The following is a 19,999-nucleotide window of genomic DNA, read 5'->3' as shown; positions in this document are numbered from 1 at the left end:
AAACATCCAATCATCGGATGAATTTGCGCGCAGGATACCTCGGCAGCTGCAAGCCCGGAAAGCGTCGCTCGGGGAAAAAGCGTTGGCCTGGCGGCGAGACGCATGGCGCTGCGTCGCCAGGTCGCCGATGCGTCAGCCTACGGCGGCGGTTTCGCCGGCGCGCAGGGACATGCCCAGTTGCGCTCGTCGGCGCAGCCAGGGACTGGGCCGGTAGCGCGGGTCACCGGTAAGCGCCTGCAGGCGCTGGAGAATGCTCAGCAGGCGCCGCGGGCCGAGGCGGTCGCCCCATTCCAGCGGGCCGTGGGGATAGCCGAGGCCGAGGTGCACCGCCTGGTCGATATCCTCGACGCTGGCAATGCCCTGCTGGGCGATGTCGCAGGCGAGGTTGACGATCATCGCCAGTACCCGCTGGACGACGAAGCCGGGACTGTCGCGCAGCACCGTGACCCCGACGCCGTCGCCAGCCAGTAGCGCGTGGGCGGCGTCGCGCATGGCCGGGGTAGTCAGCGGCGAGAGCATCAGGCAGCGCCGGCGCTCGAGGTCGCAGAGCAGGTCGATGCCGACGCTGCGCTCGGCGGGACAGGCGAAGCGCTGCACGGCGCTGCTCAGGTCCTCTCCCCAGGCGGCCAGCAGGCAGAGCGCTGCGGCGGAAGGGCGTTCGCCGGTTTCCGGCTCGACGCCGAGGCGATGCAGCAGTTCGACGAGCGTGCGGCGGTCGTCCTCGTTTTCGCAGCCCAGCCACACCGGGGGCCGGATGGCGGCCTGCGGCACCGGTTGGGGACCGGGCTTGTCCTGCGGCTGGCCGTCGACGTAGCGATAGAAGCCCTGGCCGCTCTTGCGCCCGAGACGGCCGGCGGCGAGCAACTGGCGGGTCAGCGGGTGCGGGCGGTAGCGCGGTTCCTGGTAGTACTGCTGGTAGATCGATTCCATTACCGGGTGCGACACGTCGAGGCCGGTAAGATCGAGCAGTTCGAACGGCCCCATGCGGAAGCCGGCGCACTCGCGCAGCACACGGTCGATCTCGGCGCATTCGGCGACGCCTTCGCCGAGGATGCGCAGGGCCTCGGTGCCATAGGCGCGGCCGGCATGGTTGACGATGAAGCCGGGGCTGTCCTTGGTCCGTACACCGCGGTGGCCCAGGCGCGCGGCGAGGGCGAGCAGGGCGTCGCCGACTTCCGGAGCGCTGGCCAGGCCGTCGACCACCTCGACCACGCGCATCAGCGGCACCGGGTTGAAGAAGTGAAAGCCGGCGACCCGCTGCGGCCGCTCGCAGGCGGCGGCGATGGCGGTGATCGACAACGACGAGGTATTGCTGGCGAGGATGGTCTCCGGCGCGACTATGGCTTCCAGCCGGCGCAGCAATTCCTGCTTGGCCTCCAGGCGCTCGACGATGGCCTCCACCACCAGTTCGCAGTCGCCCAGTTGTTCCAGGCGTTCCGCCACCCGCAGCCGGTTTTGCGCGGCCTCGGCGTCGGCGGCGCTCAGCTTGCCTTTGCCGCATAGACTCTCGAAGGTTTGCCGCAGGCGCTGGCGTGCCTCCGCGGCGGCCTCGGCGCGGCTGTCGAACAGCCACACGGTCAGGCCGGCCTGGGCGGCGATCTGGGCGATCCCGGTGCCCATCGCACCGGTACCGACCACGGCGATACAACGAATATCGGGCATCGTCTATTTCCCCTGGTAGTTCGGCGGGCGTTTCTCCAGGAAGGCGTGCATGCCTTCCTTCTGGTCCTGCGAGTCGAACAGCAACTGGAACGCCTTGCGTTCCAGGGCCAGGGCACTGTCCAGCGGCAGGTCGGCACCGGCCAGGACCACCTCCTTGATCTGCGCCAGCGCCAGAGGGGGCAGGCGGGCGATCTCCGTGGCCAGTTCCAGGGCGCGCGCCAGCGTCGACTCGTCCGCCACCACTTCGCTGACCAGGCCCATGGCCAGCGCTTGCGGAGCCTTCACCAGGCAGCCGGTGAACAGCATGCGCAGCGCCTGGAACTTGCCCACCGCCCGTACCAGGCGCTGGGTGCCGCCGGCACCCGGCATCACCCCGACCTTGATCTCCGGCTGGGCGAACTGTGCCGACTCGCCGGCGACGATCAGGTCGCAATGCATCGCCAGTTCGCAGCCGCCGCCCAGGGCGAAGCCGTTGACCGCGGCGATCACCGGCTTCGGGCAGCGCGCGATGGCTTCCCAGTAGCGCTCGCTGTGGCGGCCGTACAGGCCGATCGCCGTGCTCGTCGAGAGATCGCGGAGATCGGCGCCAGCTGCAAAGCAGCGCGAGTCGCCGGTGAGCACGATGACGCGGATCGCCGGATCCGCGCCGAGCGTCTGGAAGTGGCTGGCGAGGCGCTGGCGCACTTCGTCGTTCAGCGCGTTCCTGGCTTGCGGACGATTGAGGCGAAGCAGGGCGATATCGGCTGCGGGAAATTCGAGCAGAACCACGGGCGAAGGATCGGCGGACATGGAAGCTCCGATGAATTGATATTTCGCTATGCGAAATATAGTTTCATGATTTATCGAAAATAATCAGCGCCAGCCGTGGCGTTGTAAATACTCGCGTCGGATTTCGGACGATCTACTTATACAATTTACTGTTTTAAAAGGATTTTATTTTCGTTGTTGAAAGTGCATGGGTTCTTCTATTAATTTCGCTATGCGAAATATGATTTTGTTTTATTGATTTTTTAAAAAAGAGGTCCCTACTATGCGCGGCAACGACGAGCGCCGGAGTCCGGCGGAAGGTGCCAGTACGGAAGCGGAAGTGTCCGCCTTCGAAGCTGTGCTGATCGACCCGATGCAGGAGAAAGACGAGGAACTCAAGGACCGCCAGTTCGTCACCGCGCTGGCCCGCGGGTTGGAATTGCTGCGCTGTTTCACGCCACGGGAAAGCCTGCTGGGCAACCAGGAACTGGCGAAGAAGACCGGCCTGCCGAAGCCGACGGTGTCGCGTCTGACCCACACCCTGACCCGGCTGGGCTATCTGCGTCACCTGCCGCATAGCGGCAAGTACCAGTTGGAAGTGGGCGTGATGTCGTTCGGCTACGCGATGCTCTCGAACCTGTCGATTCGCGCGCTCGCCCGCCCGTTGATGGAAGAGATGGCCGGCTACGCCAAGGCCGCGGTGGCCATGGCGGCCCGCGACCGGCTGAGCATGGTCTACCTCGACGTGGTGCATGGCGAGGCCAACCTGACCATGCGTCGCCAGGTCGGCAGCCACCTCTCGCTGCACCGCAGCGCTATCGGTCGGGCCTGCCTGGCGGCGATGCCGGAGGACGAGCGGGAGTTCATCCTCGGGCACATCCGCAAGCGCCACCCGGAAGACTGGCCGGAAGTGCGCAAGGGGCTGGAGCGGGCCTTCCGCGACTATGCCGACTACGGCTTCTGCCTGTCGCTCGGCGAGTGGCAACGCGACGTCAACGCGGTGGGCGTGGCCTTGCACCACGAGAGCCATGGGCTGCTGGCGTTCAACTGCGGCGGGCCGAGTTTCCACCTCAAGCGCGAGAAACTGGAGGACGACATCGGCCCGCGCCTGCTGCACATGGTCCACAACATCGAGGCCGCCACCCGCTGACCGAGGCCGGTGACGGAATCATGGCAACCGGCCTAAGGGCCTATTGGAGTGAGCATGATTCGTGATCCGGAAACCCTGAACCTGCTGCTGGACAGCATCCGCCAGTTCGTCCGCGAAAGCCTGGTGCCTCATGAGCAGGAGGTGGCGGAAACCGACCGCATCCCCGAGGCGATCATCGCCCGCATGCGTGAGATGGGCCTGTTCGGCCTGTCGATCCCGGAGGCCTACGGCGGCCTCGGGGTGACCATGGAGGAAGAGGTGAGCATCGCCTTCGAACTGGGGCGGACCTCGCCGGCGTTCCGTTCGCTGCTGGGCACCAACAATGGCATCGGCTCCCAGGGCATCGTCATCGACGGCACCGAAGAACAGAAGCGGCGCTACCTGCCGCGCCTGGCGTCGGGCGAACTGCTCAGTTCGTTCTGCCTCACCGAACCGGACTCCGGTTCCGACGCCGCCTCGCTGAAGACCACGGCGATGCGTGACGGCGGGCACTACGTGCTCAACGGTACCAAGCGCTTCATCACCAACGCCCCGCAGGCCGGCATCTACACCGTGATGGCACGCACCGACCCGGCGATCCGTGGCGCCGGCGGAATCTCCGCTTTCGTCGTCGAGCGCGGTACGCCCGGGCTGTCCCTGGGCAAGCCGGATCGCAAGATGGGACAGAAGGGCGCGCATACCTGTGACGTGATCTTCGACGACTGCCGGGTGCCTGCCAGCCAGTTGATCGGCGGGGTCGAGGGCGTCGGCTTCAAGACCGCGATGAAGGTGCTCGACAAGGGCCGCCTGCACATCGCCGCGGTCTGCGTGGGGGTCGCCGAGCGGATGCTCGAGGATGCGTTGCGCTATGCCCTGGAACGCAAGCAGTTCGGCCAGCCGATCGCCGAGTTCCAGTTGATCCAGGCAATGCTCGCCGACAGCAAGGCCGAAGCCTACGCGGCGCGCTGCATGGTCATCGACGCCGCGCGGCAGCGCGACGAAGGCCGCGATGTCGGTACCGAGGCGTCCTGCGCCAAGCTGTTCGCCTCGGAAATGTGCGGCCGCGTCGCCGACCGCGCGGTGCAGATCTTCGGCGGCGCCGGCTATATCGGCGACTATGGGATCGAGCGCTTCTATCGCGACGTGCGACTGTTCCGCATCTACGAGGGCACCACGCAGATCCAGCAACTGCTGATCGCCCGCAACATGATCCGCGCCGCCCAGGGCTAGCGTCGATCCTTCGCCTTGTCACCGGCCGTGGCGCAGTCCCCGGCCGGTTGCTCTCCCAGGCGCCGTCCGCGCCACTCTTTACGCTTTCTTTATGCCGTCCGGCGCGGCCCGGAATCGCTTCTTTACGCCCCCTTTGCGGAGACTTTCCCTCAAGCGGCAGAGGCCGTTCGAAGGAGAGATCGCACACATGACCGTTCTGGATTGGTTGTCCCTGGCCCTGGCCACGGGACTGTTCGTCTATTTGCTGGTGGCGCTGCTACGCGCCGACCGTGCCTAGGGGAGGGCACATGAACAGCCACGAGATTCTCTTGATCCTGGCCTTTTTCGCCCTGGTCCTGGTGCCTGCACCGTTCCTCGGGCGCTACTGCTTCAAGGTGATGGAAGGCCAACGCAATCTCCTCAGCGCGCCGCTGGCGCCACTGGAGCGCGTCTGCTATCGCCTGTTCGGCGTCGATCCGGCGAGCGAGCAGGACTGGAAGACCTACACCCTGGCGCTGCTGGCATTCAACCTGGCCGGCCTGGTCCTGCTGTTCTCGATCCTCATGCTGCAGGGCAGCCTGCCGCTGAACCCGCAGCACCTGCCGGGCCTGGAATGGACCCTGGCGTTCAACACCGCGGTCAGTTTCGTCACCAACACCAACTGGCAGGCCTACAGCGGCGAGGCCTCGCTGAGCTACTTCAGCCAGATGGTCGGCCTTACGGTGCAGAACTTCGTCAGCGCGGCGGTCGGCCTCTGCGTGCTGGTGGCCCTGGCGCGCGGCATCAGCCGCCGCTCCACACGACAGCTGGGCAACTTCTGGGTCGACCTGACCCGCGGCACCCTCTACGTGCTGCTGCCGCTGTGCCTGCTGCTGGCGTTGCTGCTGGTCTGGCAGGGCGTGCCGCAGACCTTCTTCGACTACGTCCATGCCACCACCTTGCAAGGCGCCGAGCAGACCATCCCGCTCGGCCCGGCGGCCAGCCAGATCGCCATCAAGCAACTGGGCACCAACGGCGGCGGCTTCTTCGGCGTCAACTCGACTCATCCGTTCGAGAACCCGAGTGCCTGGAGCAACCTGTTCGAAGTGGCCTCGATCATCCTGATCCCGGCGGCGCTGGTATTCACCTTCGGCCATTACGTGAAGGACCTGCGCCAGAGCCGCGCGATCCTCGGCTGCATGCTGCTGCTGTTCTGCCTCGGCCTGGGCTTGTCGCTGTGGGCCGAATACCAGCCGAACCCGGCGCTGGCGCAGTTGCCGGTCGAGCAGGGCGCACCGATGGAGGGCAAGGAGAGTCGCTTCGGCACCGCCGCCAGCATGCTCTGGGCGATCACCACCACCGCCGCCTCGAACGGCTCGGTGAACGCCATGCACGACAGCCTGAGCCCCCTGGGCGGCATGCTGCCGCTGCTGAACATGATGCTCGGCGAGGTGATCTTCGGCGGCGTCGGCGCCGGCCTCTACGGCATGCTGCTGTTCGTCCTGATCGCGGTGTTCCTCGCCGGCCTGATGGTAGGGCGGACGCCGGAGTACCTGGGCAAGAAGCTCGAGGCGAAGGAGGTCCGCCTGCTGGTCTTCACCCTGCTGGTGATGCCTGTCGGCGTGCTGGTGCTCGGCGCCATTGCCGCCAGCCTGCCGGGACCGGCCTCGGCGGTGACCAACCCCGGCCCGCACGGTTTCAGCCAACTGCTCTACGCCTACACCTCGGGGAGCGCCAACAACGGCTCGGCGTTTGCCGGTTTCGGTGCCAACACGCCGTTCCACAACCTGATGATCGGCCTGGCCATGCTCATCGGCCGCTTCGGCTACATCCTGCCGATCCTCGCCATCGCCGGCAGCCTGGCGGCGAAGAAGGCCAGCCCGGTGGGGCCGAACAGTTTCCCGACCCATGGTCCGCTGTTCGTCAGCCTGCTCACCGTGACCATCCTGCTGGTCGGCGGCCTGACCTTCCTGCCGACCCTGGCCCTCGGCCCGATCGCTGAACAACTGAGCCTCGGCTTCTGAAGGAATCGCACATGAACGCTCAGACCCAGGCGTCCAAGAACGCCTTGCACAAATCGCTCGAACGTCGCCACAACGCGTCCACCAGCCTCGCCGCCTTGTGGCGGCCGGCGCTGCTGCAAGCCTTCGTCAAGCTCGACCCGCGCCAGTTGCTGCGCTCGCCGGTGATGCTGGTGGTCGAACTGACCGCCGTGCTCACCACCTTGCTGTGCTTCGTCCCCGACCAGGCGGTGCCGACCTCGGTGGCGCTGCAGATCGCCCTCTGGCTGTGGTTCACCGTGCTCTTCGCCAACTTCGCCGAAGCGCTAGCCGAGGGGCGTGGCAAGGCCCGCGCGGACAGTCTCAAGGCCGGCAGCCAGGGCCTCTCCGCCAATAAGCGGCGCGCCGACGGCAGTTTCGAGAGCGTCGCTGCCAGCAGCCTGCGCAAGGGCGACGTGGTACGGGTCCAGGCCGGCGAGATGATTCCCGGCGACGGCGAAGTCATCGAAGGCGTGGCGGCGGTCAACGAGGCCGCCATCACCGGCGAATCGGCGCCGGTGATCCGCGAGTCCGGCGGCGATCGCTCGGCGGTGACCGGCAACACCCAGGTGGTGTCCGACTGGCTGCTGGTGCGGATCGGCGCCAACCCGGGCGAGTCGACCCTGGACCGGATGATCGCCCTGGTGGAAGGCGCCAAGCGGCAGAAGACCCCCAACGAAGTAGCGCTGGACATCCTGCTGATCGGCCTGACCCTGATCTTCCTGCTGGTGGTGGTGACCCTCAAGCCGTTCGCCCTGTTCGCCGGCGGCAACCTGCCGCTGGTGTTCCTGGTGGCGCTGCTGGTGACGCTGATCCCGACCACCATCGGCGGCCTGCTCTCGGCCATCGGCATCGCCGGCATGGACCGCCTGGTGCGCCTGAACGTGATCGCCAAGTCCGGTCGCGCGGTGGAGGCGGCCGGCGACGTCCACGTGCTGCTGCTCGACAAGACCGGCACCATCACCTTCGGCAACCGCCGCTGCAGCGCGCTGTACGCCGCGCCGGGGGTGAGCGGCAAGGAACTGGCCGAGGGCGCGTTGCTGGCCTCGCTGGCCGATGACACGCCGGAAGGCAAGTCGATCGTCGAATACCTGCGCATCCTGCATCCGATCGAGGAGCCGCGCCGCGAGGAGCTGACGCCGATCGCCTTCAGCGCGGAAACCCGCTTGTCCGGGGTCGACTGGAACGGTCAGGTGTACCGCAAGGGGGCGGTGGATGCGGCGCTGCGCTTCATCGACCTGCCGCGGGAGAAGATGCCCGAGGTGCTTTCGCGAGAGGTGGACAAGATCGCCCAGAGCGGCGGCACCCCGCTGCTGGTGGTAGCCAACGGCCGGCTGCTCGGCGCCATTCACCTGAAGGACGTGGTCAAGCCGGGCATTCGCGAGCGCTTCGCCGAACTGCGCCGGCTGGGCATCCGCACCGTGATGGTGACCGGCGACAACCCGCTGACCGCCGCTGCCATCGCCGCCGAGGCTGGGGTCGACGACGTGATCGCCGAGGCTACCCCGGAGAAGAAACTGGCGCGGATTCGCCAGGAGCAGGGCGAAGGTCGCCTGGTGGCGATGTGCGGCGACGGTGCCAACGACGCCCCGGCGCTGGCTCAGGCCGACGTCGGCATGGCCATGAACGACGGCACCCAGGCCGCCCGCGAGGCGGCCAACCTGGTCGACCTGGACAGCGACCCGACCAAGCTGCTCGACGTGGTCCAGGTGGGCAAGGAGTTGCTGGTCACCCGCGGCGCGCTGACCACCTTCTCCATCGCCAACGACGTGGCCAAGTACTTCGCCATCCTGCCGGCGCTGTTCGTCGGCATCTACCCGCAGCTCGACGTGCTCAACGTGATGCGCCTGCAAAGCCCGCAGAGCGCGATCCTGTCGGCCATCGTGTTCAACGCGCTGATCATCGTCGCGTTGATCCCACTGGCCTTGCGCGGCGTGCGGGTGCAGGCGGCGGACGCTTCGCAACTGCTGCAGCGCAACCTGCTGATCTATGGCGTTGGCGGCCTGGTGGCGCCGTTCCTCGGGATCAAGGCGATCGACCTGCTGCTGACCGCCGTCGGCCTGGCATGAACAACGGCCCTCGCCGTCGGGCGAGGGCCTGGGACTGAAGAGAGGATCTGCACATGTTCAAGCAACTCCGTCCGGCACTGGCGTCACTGCTGGTGCTGAGCCTGGTCACCGGCGTGGCCTATCCGCTGCTGGTCACCGGTATCGCCCAACTGGCGTTCCCCGAGCAGGCCAATGGCAGCCTGCTGCGCGACGCCGAGGGCAAGGTGCTCGGCTCGCGGCTGATCGCGCAGAAGTTCGACGGCGAGGAGTGGTTCCATTCGCGGCCTTCGGCGGGCGACTACGCCACCGTTTCCAGTGCCGCGAGCAACCTGGCGCCGAGCAACCCGGCACTGGCCGAGCGCATCGCCAGGGACGCCGCGCAGGAGCGTATCGCCGACCAGGGGCCGGTGCCGCTGGCGCTGGTCACTACCTCCGGTAGCGGACTCGATCCGCAGCTGCCGCCGCAGGCCGCGCGTTACCAGGCGCTGCGGGTGGCCACGGCACGCGGGCTGCCGCTGCGGCTGGTGGAAGACCTGGTGGAAAGCCACACCGAGCGGCCGCTGGTGGGGCCGGCGGTGGTCAACGTGCTGGCGCTGAACATGGCGCTGGCGGGGTTGAAGCGCTAGGTTTCCCCAGAGACCCACGCAAGGGCTTGCAATATCGCCGCATCGGCGGATGATCGCCGGCGATCGTCCGCCCCGCGCGGCGCAGAGCAACGGAGTACGACCGATCCATGACCGACACCGCACGCGCCGACGCGCTGCTGGCCGACCTGCCCGCTGACGGGCGCGGCCGCCTGAAAGTCTTTCTCGGCGCGGCGCCGGGGGTGGGCAAGACCTTCGCCATGCTGCAGGCCGCCCAGGCCCAGTTGCGCCAGGGCGTGAAACTGCGCGCCGGGGTGGTCGAGACCCACTCGCGGGCGGAAACCGAGTCCCTCCTCGCAGGCGTGCCGCAGCAGCCGCTGCGCAGCCTCGAGTATCGAGGGATGAAACTGCAAGAAATGGACCTCGACGGTCTCCTCGCCGACCCGCCGGCGCTGGCCCTGGTCGACGAACTGGCCCACAGCAACGTTCCCGGCAGCCGCCACGCCAAGCGCTGGCAGGACATCCAGGAGTTGCTGGCGGCGGGAATCGACGTCTACACAACGGTCAACGTCCAGCACCTGGAGAGCCTCAACGACCAGGTCCGCGACATCACCGGCGTGCAGGTCCGCGAGACGGTGCCGGACTGGGTGTTGCAGGAGGCCTACGAGATCGTCCTCATCGACCTGCCGCCGCGCGAGCTGCTGGAGCGCCTGCGCGAGGGCAAGGTCTACGTGCCGGAACAGGCGCGGGCGGCGATCGATGCGTTCTTCTCGCAGACCAACCTCACCGCGCTGCGTGAACTGGCGATGCAGACCGCCGCCGCGCGGGTCGACGCCGACCTCAACCACCGCTACCGCCAGCGCGGCGAGGAGGCGCCGGCGTTGCGCGGGCGGCTGCTGGTGGGCATCGACGGTGACGAACAGGCCGAACGCCTGGTGCGCCACGCCTGCCGGGTCGCCGAACGTCGGCACCTGCCCTGGAGCGTGGTACACGTCGATACCGGCGGCTTGCGCGGCGAGCACGCGCGGATGCGCCTGCAGGGTGCGCAGCAACTGGCCGAGCGGCTCGGCGGCGAGATCGTCGTGCTGCGCGCCGGCGAGGTGGCGCGGACCCTCCTGCAACATGCCCGCGAGCGCCGCGCCAGCCTGGTCCTGGTTGGCCAGTCGCGGCGCCGCTGGTACCGCCGGGCCTTCGGCGGCGGTCTCGCCGGGCGCCTGCTGCGCGACGGCCAGGGCCTGGAGATCAGTGCCCTGGACAGCGAGGCCGACCTGCGCCCGGCGGAACCGCGGCCACGCTATCCGGTGGTGTGGAACGACTATCTGCTGGCGCTGCTGGCGACCGCCCTGGCCAGCGGCCTGGCCTGGATCGTGGCGCACCTGCTGGAGCTGCCGAACATCTCCCTGGTGTTCCTGATGGCGGTGCTGCTGGTGGCAGTGCGCAGCAGCCTGATGCCGGCACTGCTGTGCGCGGTGGCGTCGTTCCTGGCCTATGACTTCCTGTTCATCCCACCGCATTTTTCCTTCGCCATCCATCGCCACGAAGACCTGCTGAGCCTGGCGTTCTTCCTGTTCATGGCCGGCCTCACCGGCAACCTGGCGGCACGCCAGCGGCGCCAGCTGGAGGCGCTGCGCGATACCCAGGAGGAAACCAGCCTGCTACTGGAGCTGTCGCGCAAGCTCACCGCCGCCACCGACCGCCAGGCGGTGCTGGCCGCCGCCGCCCAGCAGTTCGACGACTGGAAGGACGTCGAGGTCTGCCTGCTCGGTCAGGTCAATGGCGAGTGGAAGACCGAGGCCGGCGTGCAGCGGCAACTCGCCGACCAGGAACGGGTCGCCGCCGACTGGGCCTGGGCCCACGACCAGCCGGCCGGCCTCGGTACTGGCACGCTGCCCGGAGGACGCTGGTGGTGGTGGCCGCTGTCGGCGGAAGAGGGGCCGCTGGCACTGCTCGGCGTCGCGCCGCTGGACGGCCAGCCGCTGAGCCCGCAGCGCCGGCGCCTGCTCGCCGCCCTCGGCCAGCCCCTGGCCCAGGCCCTGGCGCGGGCTCGCCTGGCCGAGGACCTGGAGGCCGCGCGCCTGCACGGCGAAACCGAGCAACTGCGCAGCGCCTTGCTCGCCTCGGTGTCCCACGACCTGCGCACGCCGCTGACGGCCATGCGCGGTTCCATCGACAGCCTGCTGGCGCTGGGCGAGGCGATCCCGCCGGCGGATCGTCGCGAACTGCTGGAAAGCACCCGCGACGAGGCCGAGCGACTGGACCGCTATATCCAGAACCTGCTCGACATGACCCGTCTCGGCCACGGTGGCCTGAAGCTGGCGCGCGACTGGGTGGCGCCGGGCGACATCGTCGGCAGCGCGCTGAACCGCCTGCGCGCGGTGCTGGCGCCGTACCGGGTGCAGGCGATCGTGGCCAACGACCTGCCGTTGCTCTACGTGCATGCGGCGCTGATCGAACAGGCGCTGATCAACGTGCTGGAAAATGCCGCGCGCTTCTCGCCGAGCCACGGCCGGTTGCGCATCGAGGTCAGCCAGGATGCCGCCGAGCTGCGTTTCGCGGTGAGCGACGAGGGGCCGGGGATTCCCGAGGCCGAGCGGGAGAAGATCTTCGACATGTTCTACACCGCTGCCCGTGGCGACCGCGGTGGCCAGGGCACCGGCCTGGGCCTGGCGATCTGCCAGGGCATGATCGGCGCCCACGGCGGGCGCATCAGCGTCGGCGAAGGCCTCGACGGTCGCGGCACCACGCTGGTCCTGCACCTGCCGCTGCATCCGCAGCCGGACCTCGGGCAACTGGAGGGCGACGAATGAGCCCGGCGCACTTGCCTGGCGCCCGCGCTCGCGCTATTCCTGCCGTTTCCGCGACGCCGCCGCTGGCTCGTCGCCGTGTTCACCTGCCGTGCCGAGTGCCATGACCCAATTGCAGAACAGCATCCTGCTGATCGACGACGAACCGCAGATCCGCAAGTTCCTCCGTATCAGCCTCAATGCCCAGGGCTACCGGGTACTCGAGGCCGGCACCGGCGAAGAGGGGCTGGCCCAGGCCGCGCTGAACCGGCCGGACCTGGTGGTGCTCGACCTCGGCCTGCCGGACCGCGACGGCCAGGACATCCTCCGCGACCTGCGCGAATGGTCGCAGGTGCCGGTGCTGGTGCTGTCGGTGCGCGCCAGCGAGGGCGAGAAGGTGCTGGCCCTGGACGGTGGCGCCAACGACTACGTGACCAAGCCGTTCGGCATCCAGGAGTTCCTCGCCCGCGTGCGCGTCCTGCTGCGCCAGGCGGCGCAGGGCGAAAGCCCGGAGGCGGCGGTGGCGGTCGGCCCGTTGCAGGTGGACTTCGCCTATCGCCGGGTCACCCTGGAGGGTGCGGAAGTGGCGCTGACGCGCAAGGAGTACGCGGTGCTCGCCGCGCTGGCACGCCATCTCGGACGGGTAGTGACCCAGCAGCAACTGCTCAAGGATATCTGGGGCCCGACCCACGTCGAAGACACCCATTACCTGCGGGTCGTGGTCGGCCACCTGCGGCAGAAACTCGGCGACGATCCGGCCAGCCCGCGCTTCCTGGTGACCGAGGCGGGCGTCGGCTATCGCCTGCGCGACAGCTGACGCGCAGCGCAATTCTGCGCGAGGGGCATGCCTCCCGCGCGTTCATCGCCTATGATGCCGCGCATTCGCGCTGGCCCGGATGCGCCGGGTCGGCGCCCCGGTGTCACGACGAAGGTCATCATGCAGCAACTGTTGAACGAGATTCTCGATGAAGTCCGCCCGCTGATCGGGCGCGGCAAGGTCGCCGACTACATTCCCGCGCTCGCCGGCGTCGAGCCGAACCAACTGGGGATCGCCGTGTACAGCCGCGACGGCGAGCTGTTCCATGCCGGCGACGCCCTGCGGCCGTTTTCCATCCAGAGCATTTCCAAGGTGTTCAGCCTGGTCCAGGCGATCCAGCATTCCGGCGAGGACATCTGGCAACGCCTCGGCCACGAGCCCTCCGGCCAGCCTTTCAACTCCCTGGTGCAGCTGGAGTTCGAGCGCGGCAAGCCGCGCAATCCGTTCATCAATGCCGGCGCCCTGGTGATCTGCGACATCAACCAGTCGCGTTTCGCCGCGCCGGCGCAATCGATGCGCGATTTCGTCCGGCGCCTGTGCGGCAACCCGGAAGTGGTGTCGGACTCGGTGGTGGCGCGCTCGGAGTACCAGCACCGCTCGCGCAACGCGGCGGCGGCCTACCTGATGAAATCGTTCGGCAACTTCCACAACGACGTCGAGGCGGTGCTGCTCAGCTATTTCCATCATTGCGCGTTGCGCATGAGCTGCGTCGACCTGGCGCGGGCGTTCTGCTTCCTCGCCGACAAGGGCTTCTGCAAGCACAGCGGCGAGCAGGTGCTCAACGAGCGGCAGACCAAGCAGGTCAACGCGATCATGGCCACCAGCGGGCTCTACGACGAGGCCGGCAACTTTGCCTACCGGGTCGGCCTGCCGGGCAAGAGCGGCGTCGGCGGCGGCATCATCGCGGTGGTGCCGGGGCGCTTCACGGTCTGCGTCTGGTCGCCGGAGCTGAACGCCGCGGGCAATTCGCTGGCGGGTATCGCCGCGCTGGAGAAACTCAGCGAGCGGATCGGCTGGTCGATCTTCTGAAACCGCCGCCCGTCGTGGTGGCGCTCGAATTCCCGGCGCCGCTGCGCTATGTTCTGCGGCTACCGCTTGCCGGCGCCGGATGCGCCGGTCCACTCGCCAGGATGGTCGCCATGTCCCGCCCGATTCCCGTTTCCCGTGTCTTCGCCTGCCTCACCGTTCTCGCCGCCTGCGCGCACGCCGGCGCCGCCGAGCCGGACTGGCGTGGCTATACCAGCGACCAGCAGCAGCGCAGCGTGCTGGCCGTCGAGCAGGACGCCGAGGCCATCAACAAGCGCTACTACGACAGTGCCTTCGAGGAATTCCTGCCGGAACTGGAGCAACTGGAACTCAGCCTGGCGCAGCCCGTCGTCGCCGTCGACGAGAAAGGCCTGCTGGGCGACTGGAAGTGCCGCTCGACCCAGGCCGACCAGTACGGCATCTATCGCTATCCGAACTTCCAGTGCCGCATCCGGCGTACCGACCGCGGCCTGTTCCTGGAGAAGACCAGCGGTTCGCAGCGGGTCAGCGGCTACCTGTTCCGCGAAGGCACGCAGCGCTACGTGTTCCTCGGCGGCGCCACGGTCAACGACGAGCCCCAGGTGGCCTTCAGTGGCCTGGCCCACGGCGCGCCGGCTGAGTCCGACGTGGTCGCGCTGCTGCGCCCGCACGCCGGCGGCTTCCTCCTGCTGTTCCCGGAACGGCGCGGCGGCTACGAGGTCCTCGAGTTCAGCCGCTGAGGCTCAGGCGTTGTCTTCCTCGTAGCGGTCCAGGGTGTCGCTGGCGATCTGCCGGCCGAGGGCGATCAACTCCGGCGCCTTGTAGAACTCGAAGAAGCGGCAGACCCGCTTCGGCACGTTGATCAGGATGTCCGGCGGGTAGCCGGCGATCTTGTACTGCGCCAGCGAGGTCTGCATCACCTCGAAGCTCTGGTTGACCAGTTCCAGCAGTGATGCCGGACCGCTGCTTTCCACCACCGTGGTGCCGCTGGCCGACTTCGGCGAGTCCTTGCCTTGCGGCGCCGCGGCCGGCTGTTGCAGTTGCGGCTCGGCGGGCTCCTCGGATTCCGCCGGAACCGGATGGAGCAGGGCGTCGGCGCTCAGCTCCGGCGGGGTATTGTCGTCGCCGTGGCGGCGGAAGAACGAGAGTTTGTGGCCGAGGCTCTCGATCATGCTGTCGAAGCGCCCCTTGAGCGCTGCCGGACGCTCGATCACCGGCAGGTGGTACTGCTTCTGGTTGGTGGCGTTGAGGTTGACCGCGATGATCAGGTCGCTGTGGGCCGACACCACCGGCACGATCGGCAACGGGTTGAGCAGGCCGCCGTCGACCAGCATGCGGCTGCCCTGCATGACCGGGGTGAACAGGCTGGGGATCGCCGCCGAGGCGCGCATGGCCTGGTGCAGGCAGCCTTCCTGGAACCAGATTTCCTGCTGGTTGGTGAGGTCGGTGGCAACCGCCGTGTAGGGGATCGACAGGTCCTCGATGTTCACCTCGCCGAGGATCTCGTGGATCTTGCCGAACACCCGCTCGCCGCGGATTGCGCCGAGGCGGAAGCTGACGTCGAGCAGGCGCAGCACGTCGAGGTAATCCAGGCTTTCCACCCACTCGCGGTACTCGCGCAGCTTGCCGGCGGCGTAGATGCCGCCGATCACCGAGCCCATGGAACAACCGGCGATGCAGGTGATCTCATAGCCGCGCGCCTCGAGTTCCTCGATCACGCCGATGTGCGCGTAGCCGCGCGCACCGCCGGAGCCCAATACCAGGGCGACCTGTTTGCTCATCTGCAACCCCTTGCCAATACTGCGTGACGAAGCGAAAACGATACGCGTGTCGCCCGGCCGCCGCCAAGTGCGTCGTGGCGATGCGCGGCCCTTTCCCTGTCCGGAGATCGTTCGATGAAAACCTGGATCGTTCTGCCCGTCCTTGCCCTGACCCTGGCCGGCTGCGCCGGCAAGACCGCCTACCGGGAGAACTGCGCCGACCAGTTGGACGCGGCCTGGAAGGAACTCGACCTGGCCAAGGCCGAAGGCTTCGCCGGCACCGTCAGCTACTCGAAGGCCCTGACCCTGCTCACCGGGGCCAAGACCCAGCAGCAGTTCGAAGCCTACGAGGGCTGCACCAGCAAGGCCGAGAAGGCGCGCTTCTATATCCGCGAGTCGCGCGCCGGGCGCTGAGCCGGGCGCGGCGATCGGCCCTCTGGCGGCGGCGCCGGCTTTGCTAGAATGGGCACTTTTCCGACATCCACGGGAGTACACCGATGAGCGAGGCGATCCGCCTGACCCAGTACAGCCACGGCGCCGGCTGCGGCTGCAAGATTTCGCCCAAGGTACTGGAGGTGATCCTCGCCGGCAGCGGCGCGCAGAACCTCGATCCGAAGCTCTGGGTCGGCAACGCCTCGCGCGACGACGCGGCTGTCTACGCTCTCGACGAGGAGCGCGGGGTGGTCTCCACCACCGATTTCTTCATGCCGATCGTCGACGACCCCTTCGATTTCGGCCGTATCGCCGCGACCAACGCCATCAGCGACATCTACGCCATGGGCGGCGACCCGCTGATGGCCATTGCCATCCTCGGCTGGCCGGTCAACGTGCTGGCCGCGGAAGTCGCCCGCGAGGTGATCGCCGGCGGCCGCAAGGTCTGCGAGGAAGCCGGCATCCCGCTGGCCGGCGGACACTCCATCGACGCCCCCGAGCCGATCTTCGGCCTGGCCGTGACCGGCGTGGTGGAGAAGCGTTTCATGAAACGCAACGACACCGCCGAGGCCGGCTGCAGGCTGTACCTGACCAAGCCGCTGGGCATCGGCATCCTCACCACTGCCGAGAAGAAGGCCAGGCTGCGCGCCGAGGACGTCGGCGTGGCGCGCGACTGGATGTGCACCCTGAACAGGCCCGGCGCGCGCTTCGGTCGATTGGCCGGGGTCAAGGCGATGACCGACGTCACCGGTTTCGGCCTGCTCGGCCACCTGGTGGAAATGGCCGACGGCAGCAAGCTCACCGCGCGCGTTGAGTACGCCGCGGTGCCGCGCCTGGCCAGTGCCGAATATTACCTGGAGCAGGGCTGCGTGCCCGGCGGCACCCTGCGCAACTTCGACAGCTATGGCGAGCGCATCGCGCCACTGCCGGAGGTGCAGAAGCTGTTGCTTTGCGATCCGCAGACCAGCGGCGGCCTGCTGGTGGCGGTGGCTCCGGAAGGCGAGGCGGAGTTCCTCGCCGTGGCGGCGGAACTCGGCCTGCAACTGGCGCCGATCGGCGAACTGGTCGAGCGACAGAGTCTTGCGGTACAGGTGCTGTAATGCGCGACAACACCCAGCACTACCGCGAGCTGTTTCTCGACGATATCCCCCTGATGGATGTGCGCGCCCCGGTGGAGTACCACAAGGGCGCCTTTCCCAACACGGTCAACCGGCCGCTGATGAACGACATCGAGCGGCAGAAGGTCGGCACCAGCTATAAGCAGCACGGCCAGCAGGCCGCCATCGCCCTTGGTCACGAACTGGTCTGCGGGGCGCTCAAGGCCGAACGGCTGGCGGCCTGGAAAGCCTTCGCCGAAGCCAACCCGAACGGCTACCTGTATTGCTTCCGCGGCGGCCTGCGCTCGCAGATCGTCCAGCAGTGGCTGAAGCAGGACGCCGGCATCGACTACCCACGGGTGATCGGCGGCTACAAGGCGTTGCGCAACTTCCTTTTCGAAACCACCCGCGCGGCGGTCGACGAGTGCGATTTCGTGCTGGTCGGCGGCCTCACCGGTTGCGGCAAGACCGAGGTGATCGCGGCGCTGGACAACAGCCTCGATCTCGAAGGCCACGCCAACCACCGCGGCTCCAGCTTTGGCCGGCGAGCCACGCCGCAGCCGGCGCAGATCGACTTCGAGAACCGCCTGGCCATCGACATCCTGAAGAAGCGTCATCGTGGCGTCGGCCAGTTCGTCCTCGAGGACGAGGGGCGGATCGTCGGCAGCTGCTCCTTGCCGCTGGAGCTGTACCAGGGCATGCAGGGCTACCCGCTGGTCTGGCTGGAGGATGCCTTCGAGCAGCGTGTCGAGCGTATCCTCAGGGACTACGTGATCGACCTGCGCAGCGAGTTCGAGCGCGTGGTGGGCGTGGAGGAGGGCTTCGCCGCCTTCTCCGCCTACCTGCAGAAGAGCCTCGCCGGCATCGTCAAGCGCCTCGGCGGCGAGCGCTACCAGCGGCTGGCGGCGATCCTCGTGCAGGCGCTGGAAGAGCAGGGCCGCGACGGCTCGGTGGATACCCATCGCGGCTGGATCGAGGGGCTGCTCAAGGAGTACTACGACCCGATGTACGCCTTCCAGCGGCAGAGCAAGGAAGACCGCGTCGAGTTCCGCGGCAACCAGGCCGAGGTGATCGGCTACCTGCGCCAGCGTCAGGCGTTGCGGCCATCGTAGTGCTGTACCGGGAGCGCGCTGGCGTCGATGTCCTCCAGGCAGCGCGCGTTGACCGCGGCCATCGCCTGGCCGTCCGGGCCTATGCCTTCGCTGAACGGCGCGCAGCCGCAGGTGGGGCAGAAGTGATGCTGCAGGCGATGGGTGTTGAAGGTGTAGGTGTGCATCGCGCTGGCCGGCGTCTTCAGCGCCAGACGGTCGCGCGGGACGAACCACAGCAGCCAGCCGCGCCGGCTGCACAGTGAACAGTTGCACTGGATCACCTGGTCGAGGTCGCCTTCGACTTCGTAGGCGATGGTTCCGCAGTGGCAGCTTCCTCGATAGTTCATGGCAGGGCTCCTGGGTGAGGGTAGGGCAAGTCTAGCCGCTGCCTCCAGGTGGCGCAGGGCCGCGGCGCAGACGGTCGCGAGAGCTGCGGGGCTGCGGCATAATCGGCGTCCCCTCCGTCGATTTCCGCGAGACCGCCATGCAACTGGACTTCACCACCATCGCTCCCGCCGAGGCCTATCGCTGGTTGGCTTCCACCGTCACCCCGCGACCGATTGCCTGGGTCTCGACCCTGTCCGCCGAGGGCGCCAGCAACCTGGCCCCGTTCAGCTTCTTCCAGGTGATCAGCGACGAGCCGCCGACCCTGATGGTCAACGTCAGCCTGCGCGACGACGGCAGCCTCAAGGACACCCTGCGCAACGTCCAGGCCACCGGGCAGTTGGTGATCCACCTGGTCGGCGCCGCCCAGGCCGAAACCATGAACGCCACCTCCGCCTGGCTGCCCCATGGCGTGAGCGAGATCGAGACGGTCGGCATCCCTACCGTGTCCAGCGTACGCGTGGCGCCGCCGCGAATCGCCGCGGCGGCGGTGGCCTTCGAGTGCGAGGTGGCGGAGATCAAGCCGTATCCGGCGGAGAACCCCAATTGCCACCTGATCTTCGCCCGCGTGCTGCTGGCCCATGTCGACGATGCCGTGCTGGCCGACGAGCGCCATGTGGATAGCGACAGGCTCGACCTGGTCGGTCGCCTGGGCGGCAGCCACTACAGCTATACCCGCGACACGTTCAGCATGATCCGGCCCAGGTAGTCGGGCTCAGTCCGGCGCCCGCAGGCACTCGTCGACCGTGCGCCGGCACACCGGCGCCTGGCCCGCGGCCTGGCGTTCCTGCCACTGGCGATAGGCGAACTGGTAGCTTTCCGGATACACCCCGCCGCGTTTCAGCGGCGCCACGATACTCGCGCGCAGCGCCTGTTCGGTCAGCGCCAGGTGCGCGGCCAGGCGCTGGAACTGCCAGGGCTGCTGGCCCTGGCGGCGCTCCAGGACCTCGACGTGGTACAGGCCGTCGGCCGCCGCGCTCGACAGGTTGTGCACGATCAGCCAGCGCGACAGGCCCGGCGCCGCCGGCAACGACCAGAGCGGCTGCTCGATCGGGCCGCTCCAGTCGGCCAGGGCGGGGGCGCACAGACTCAGCGACAGCAACAGCGGCAATACGGGACGCATGGCAAGCTCCTTTTTCCATGGGGCGCCCAGTATGGCTCCGCGCCCGCCCGACGTCAGCTCGGATATCCTGGAAACGACCTGCGCATATCTCTCCTGGCCATTATCGTGCC

19 protein-coding genes are annotated in these 19,999 nt (G+C 68.0%); 14 read left to right on the top strand and 5 right to left on the bottom strand.

The window, feature by feature from the left end; translation table 11 throughout:
* Positions 1–132 precede the first annotated feature (132 nt).
* Positions 133–1,662, bottom strand: coding sequence for a 3-hydroxyacyl-CoA dehydrogenase (locus M6E97_RS14820; RefSeq protein WP_033938519.1), 1,530 nt, complete (start codon positions 1,660–1,662; stop codon positions 133–135).
* 3 nt (positions 1,663–1,665) lie between these two features.
* On the bottom strand, positions 1,666–2,451 hold the full coding sequence (locus M6E97_RS14815; protein WP_003087516.1) for an enoyl-CoA hydratase: 786 nt from the start codon (positions 2,449–2,451) through the stop codon (positions 1,666–1,668).
* A gap of 241 nt (positions 2,452–2,692) precedes the next feature.
* Here M6E97_RS14815 and M6E97_RS14810 point away from each other — a divergent pair, with 241 nt between their 5' ends.
* From M6E97_RS14810 to M6E97_RS14765, 10 genes are all read left to right on the top strand, one after another.
* Positions 2,693–3,559, top strand: a complete 867-nt coding sequence (locus tag M6E97_RS14810; protein WP_003097851.1) for an IclR family transcriptional regulator — start codon at positions 2,693–2,695, stop codon at positions 3,557–3,559.
* Positions 3,560–3,613: 54 nt separating this feature from the next.
* Positions 3,614–4,768, top strand: a complete 1,155-nt coding sequence (locus tag M6E97_RS14805; RefSeq protein ID WP_003087520.1) for an acyl-CoA dehydrogenase family protein — start codon at positions 3,614–3,616, stop codon at positions 4,766–4,768.
* A gap of 187 nt (positions 4,769–4,955) precedes the next feature.
* Entirely contained in the window at positions 4,956–5,045 is a 90-nt protein-coding gene (locus M6E97_RS14800; protein ID WP_003097848.1) for a K(+)-transporting ATPase subunit F, read from the top strand.
* A gap of 10 nt (positions 5,046–5,055) precedes the next feature.
* The gene (gene kdpA, locus M6E97_RS14795) at positions 5,056–6,750 is read left to right on the top strand and encodes a potassium-transporting ATPase subunit KdpA (protein ID WP_003087524.1); all 1,695 of its coding nucleotides are present in this window, start codon (positions 5,056–5,058) and stop codon (positions 6,748–6,750) included.
* An 11-nt stretch (positions 6,751–6,761) separates the two neighbouring features.
* Complete coding sequence (gene kdpB / locus M6E97_RS14790; protein ID WP_003087527.1) at positions 6,762–8,834, top strand: potassium-transporting ATPase subunit KdpB; 2,073 nt, start codon at positions 6,762–6,764, stop codon at positions 8,832–8,834.
* A gap of 53 nt (positions 8,835–8,887) precedes the next feature.
* Positions 8,888–9,439 (top strand): potassium-transporting ATPase subunit KdpC, encoded by a 552-nt coding sequence (gene kdpC, locus M6E97_RS14785; RefSeq protein WP_003087529.1) that lies wholly within the window; start codon positions 8,888–8,890, stop codon positions 9,437–9,439.
* A gap of 107 nt (positions 9,440–9,546) precedes the next feature.
* Positions 9,547–12,204, top strand: a complete 2,658-nt coding sequence (locus M6E97_RS14780; protein WP_003120423.1) for a sensor histidine kinase — start codon at positions 9,547–9,549, stop codon at positions 12,202–12,204.
* 100 nt (positions 12,205–12,304) lie between these two features.
* Complete coding sequence (locus M6E97_RS14775; protein ID WP_003087534.1) at positions 12,305–12,997, top strand: response regulator; 693 nt, start codon at positions 12,305–12,307, stop codon at positions 12,995–12,997.
* A 120-nt stretch (positions 12,998–13,117) separates the two neighbouring features.
* On the top strand, positions 13,118–14,026 hold the full coding sequence (glsB, locus tag M6E97_RS14770) for a glutaminase B (protein WP_003087537.1): 909 nt from the start codon (positions 13,118–13,120) through the stop codon (positions 14,024–14,026).
* Between the two features lie 110 nt (positions 14,027–14,136).
* Positions 14,137–14,742, top strand: a complete 606-nt coding sequence (locus M6E97_RS14765) for a DUF4893 domain-containing protein (protein ID WP_003110632.1) — start codon at positions 14,137–14,139, stop codon at positions 14,740–14,742.
* Between the two features lie 3 nt (positions 14,743–14,745).
* On the opposite strand, the gene M6E97_RS14760 is transcribed toward M6E97_RS14765, so the two are convergent.
* The gene (locus tag M6E97_RS14760; RefSeq protein WP_003087542.1) at positions 14,746–15,783 is read right to left on the bottom strand and encodes a patatin-like phospholipase family protein; all 1,038 of its coding nucleotides are present in this window, start codon (positions 15,781–15,783) and stop codon (positions 14,746–14,748) included.
* Between the two features lie 114 nt (positions 15,784–15,897).
* Between M6E97_RS14760 and M6E97_RS14755 the strand changes: the two genes are divergently transcribed.
* From M6E97_RS14755 to mnmH, 3 genes are all read left to right on the top strand, one after another.
* A complete protein-coding gene (locus M6E97_RS14755; protein ID WP_003097836.1) occupies positions 15,898–16,176 on the top strand; it encodes a hypothetical protein in 279 nt (92 codons plus the stop codon).
* An 83-nt stretch (positions 16,177–16,259) separates the two neighbouring features.
* Positions 16,260–17,294, top strand: a complete 1,035-nt coding sequence (selD, locus tag M6E97_RS14750) for a selenide, water dikinase SelD (protein ID WP_003087546.1) — start codon at positions 16,260–16,262, stop codon at positions 17,292–17,294.
* Positions 17,294–18,403: a tRNA 2-selenouridine(34) synthase MnmH gene (mnmH, locus tag M6E97_RS14745; protein ID WP_003087548.1), complete on the top strand. Its 1,110-nt coding sequence runs from the start codon at positions 17,294–17,296 to the stop codon at positions 18,401–18,403. Before selD ends, mnmH begins: the two co-directional genes overlap by 1 nt.
* Here mnmH and M6E97_RS14740 read toward each other — a convergent pair.
* Positions 18,382–18,729: a GFA family protein gene (locus M6E97_RS14740; RefSeq protein ID WP_003087550.1), complete on the bottom strand. Its 348-nt coding sequence runs from the start codon at positions 18,727–18,729 to the stop codon at positions 18,382–18,384. The genes mnmH and M6E97_RS14740 overlap by 22 nt on opposite strands.
* Positions 18,730–18,866: 137 nt before the next feature.
* Here M6E97_RS14740 and M6E97_RS14735 point away from each other — a divergent pair, with 137 nt between their 5' ends.
* On the top strand, positions 18,867–19,475 hold the full coding sequence (locus tag M6E97_RS14735; RefSeq protein ID WP_003087553.1) for a flavin reductase family protein: 609 nt from the start codon (positions 18,867–18,869) through the stop codon (positions 19,473–19,475).
* A 6-nt stretch (positions 19,476–19,481) separates the two neighbouring features.
* On the opposite strand, the gene M6E97_RS14730 is transcribed toward M6E97_RS14735, so the two are convergent.
* Entirely contained in the window at positions 19,482–19,889 is a 408-nt protein-coding gene (locus tag M6E97_RS14730) for a DUF5086 domain-containing protein (RefSeq protein ID WP_003087555.1), read from the bottom strand.
* Between the last annotated feature and the right edge of the window lie 110 nt (positions 19,890–19,999).

This window comes from Pseudomonas sp. B111 (assembly GCF_026428275.1).
Lineage (GTDB): Bacteria > Pseudomonadota > Gammaproteobacteria > Pseudomonadales > Pseudomonadaceae > Pseudomonas > Pseudomonas aeruginosa.
Note: the sequence above shows the minus strand (reverse complement) of the source record. Positions and strands in the feature narration are given on the sequence as shown.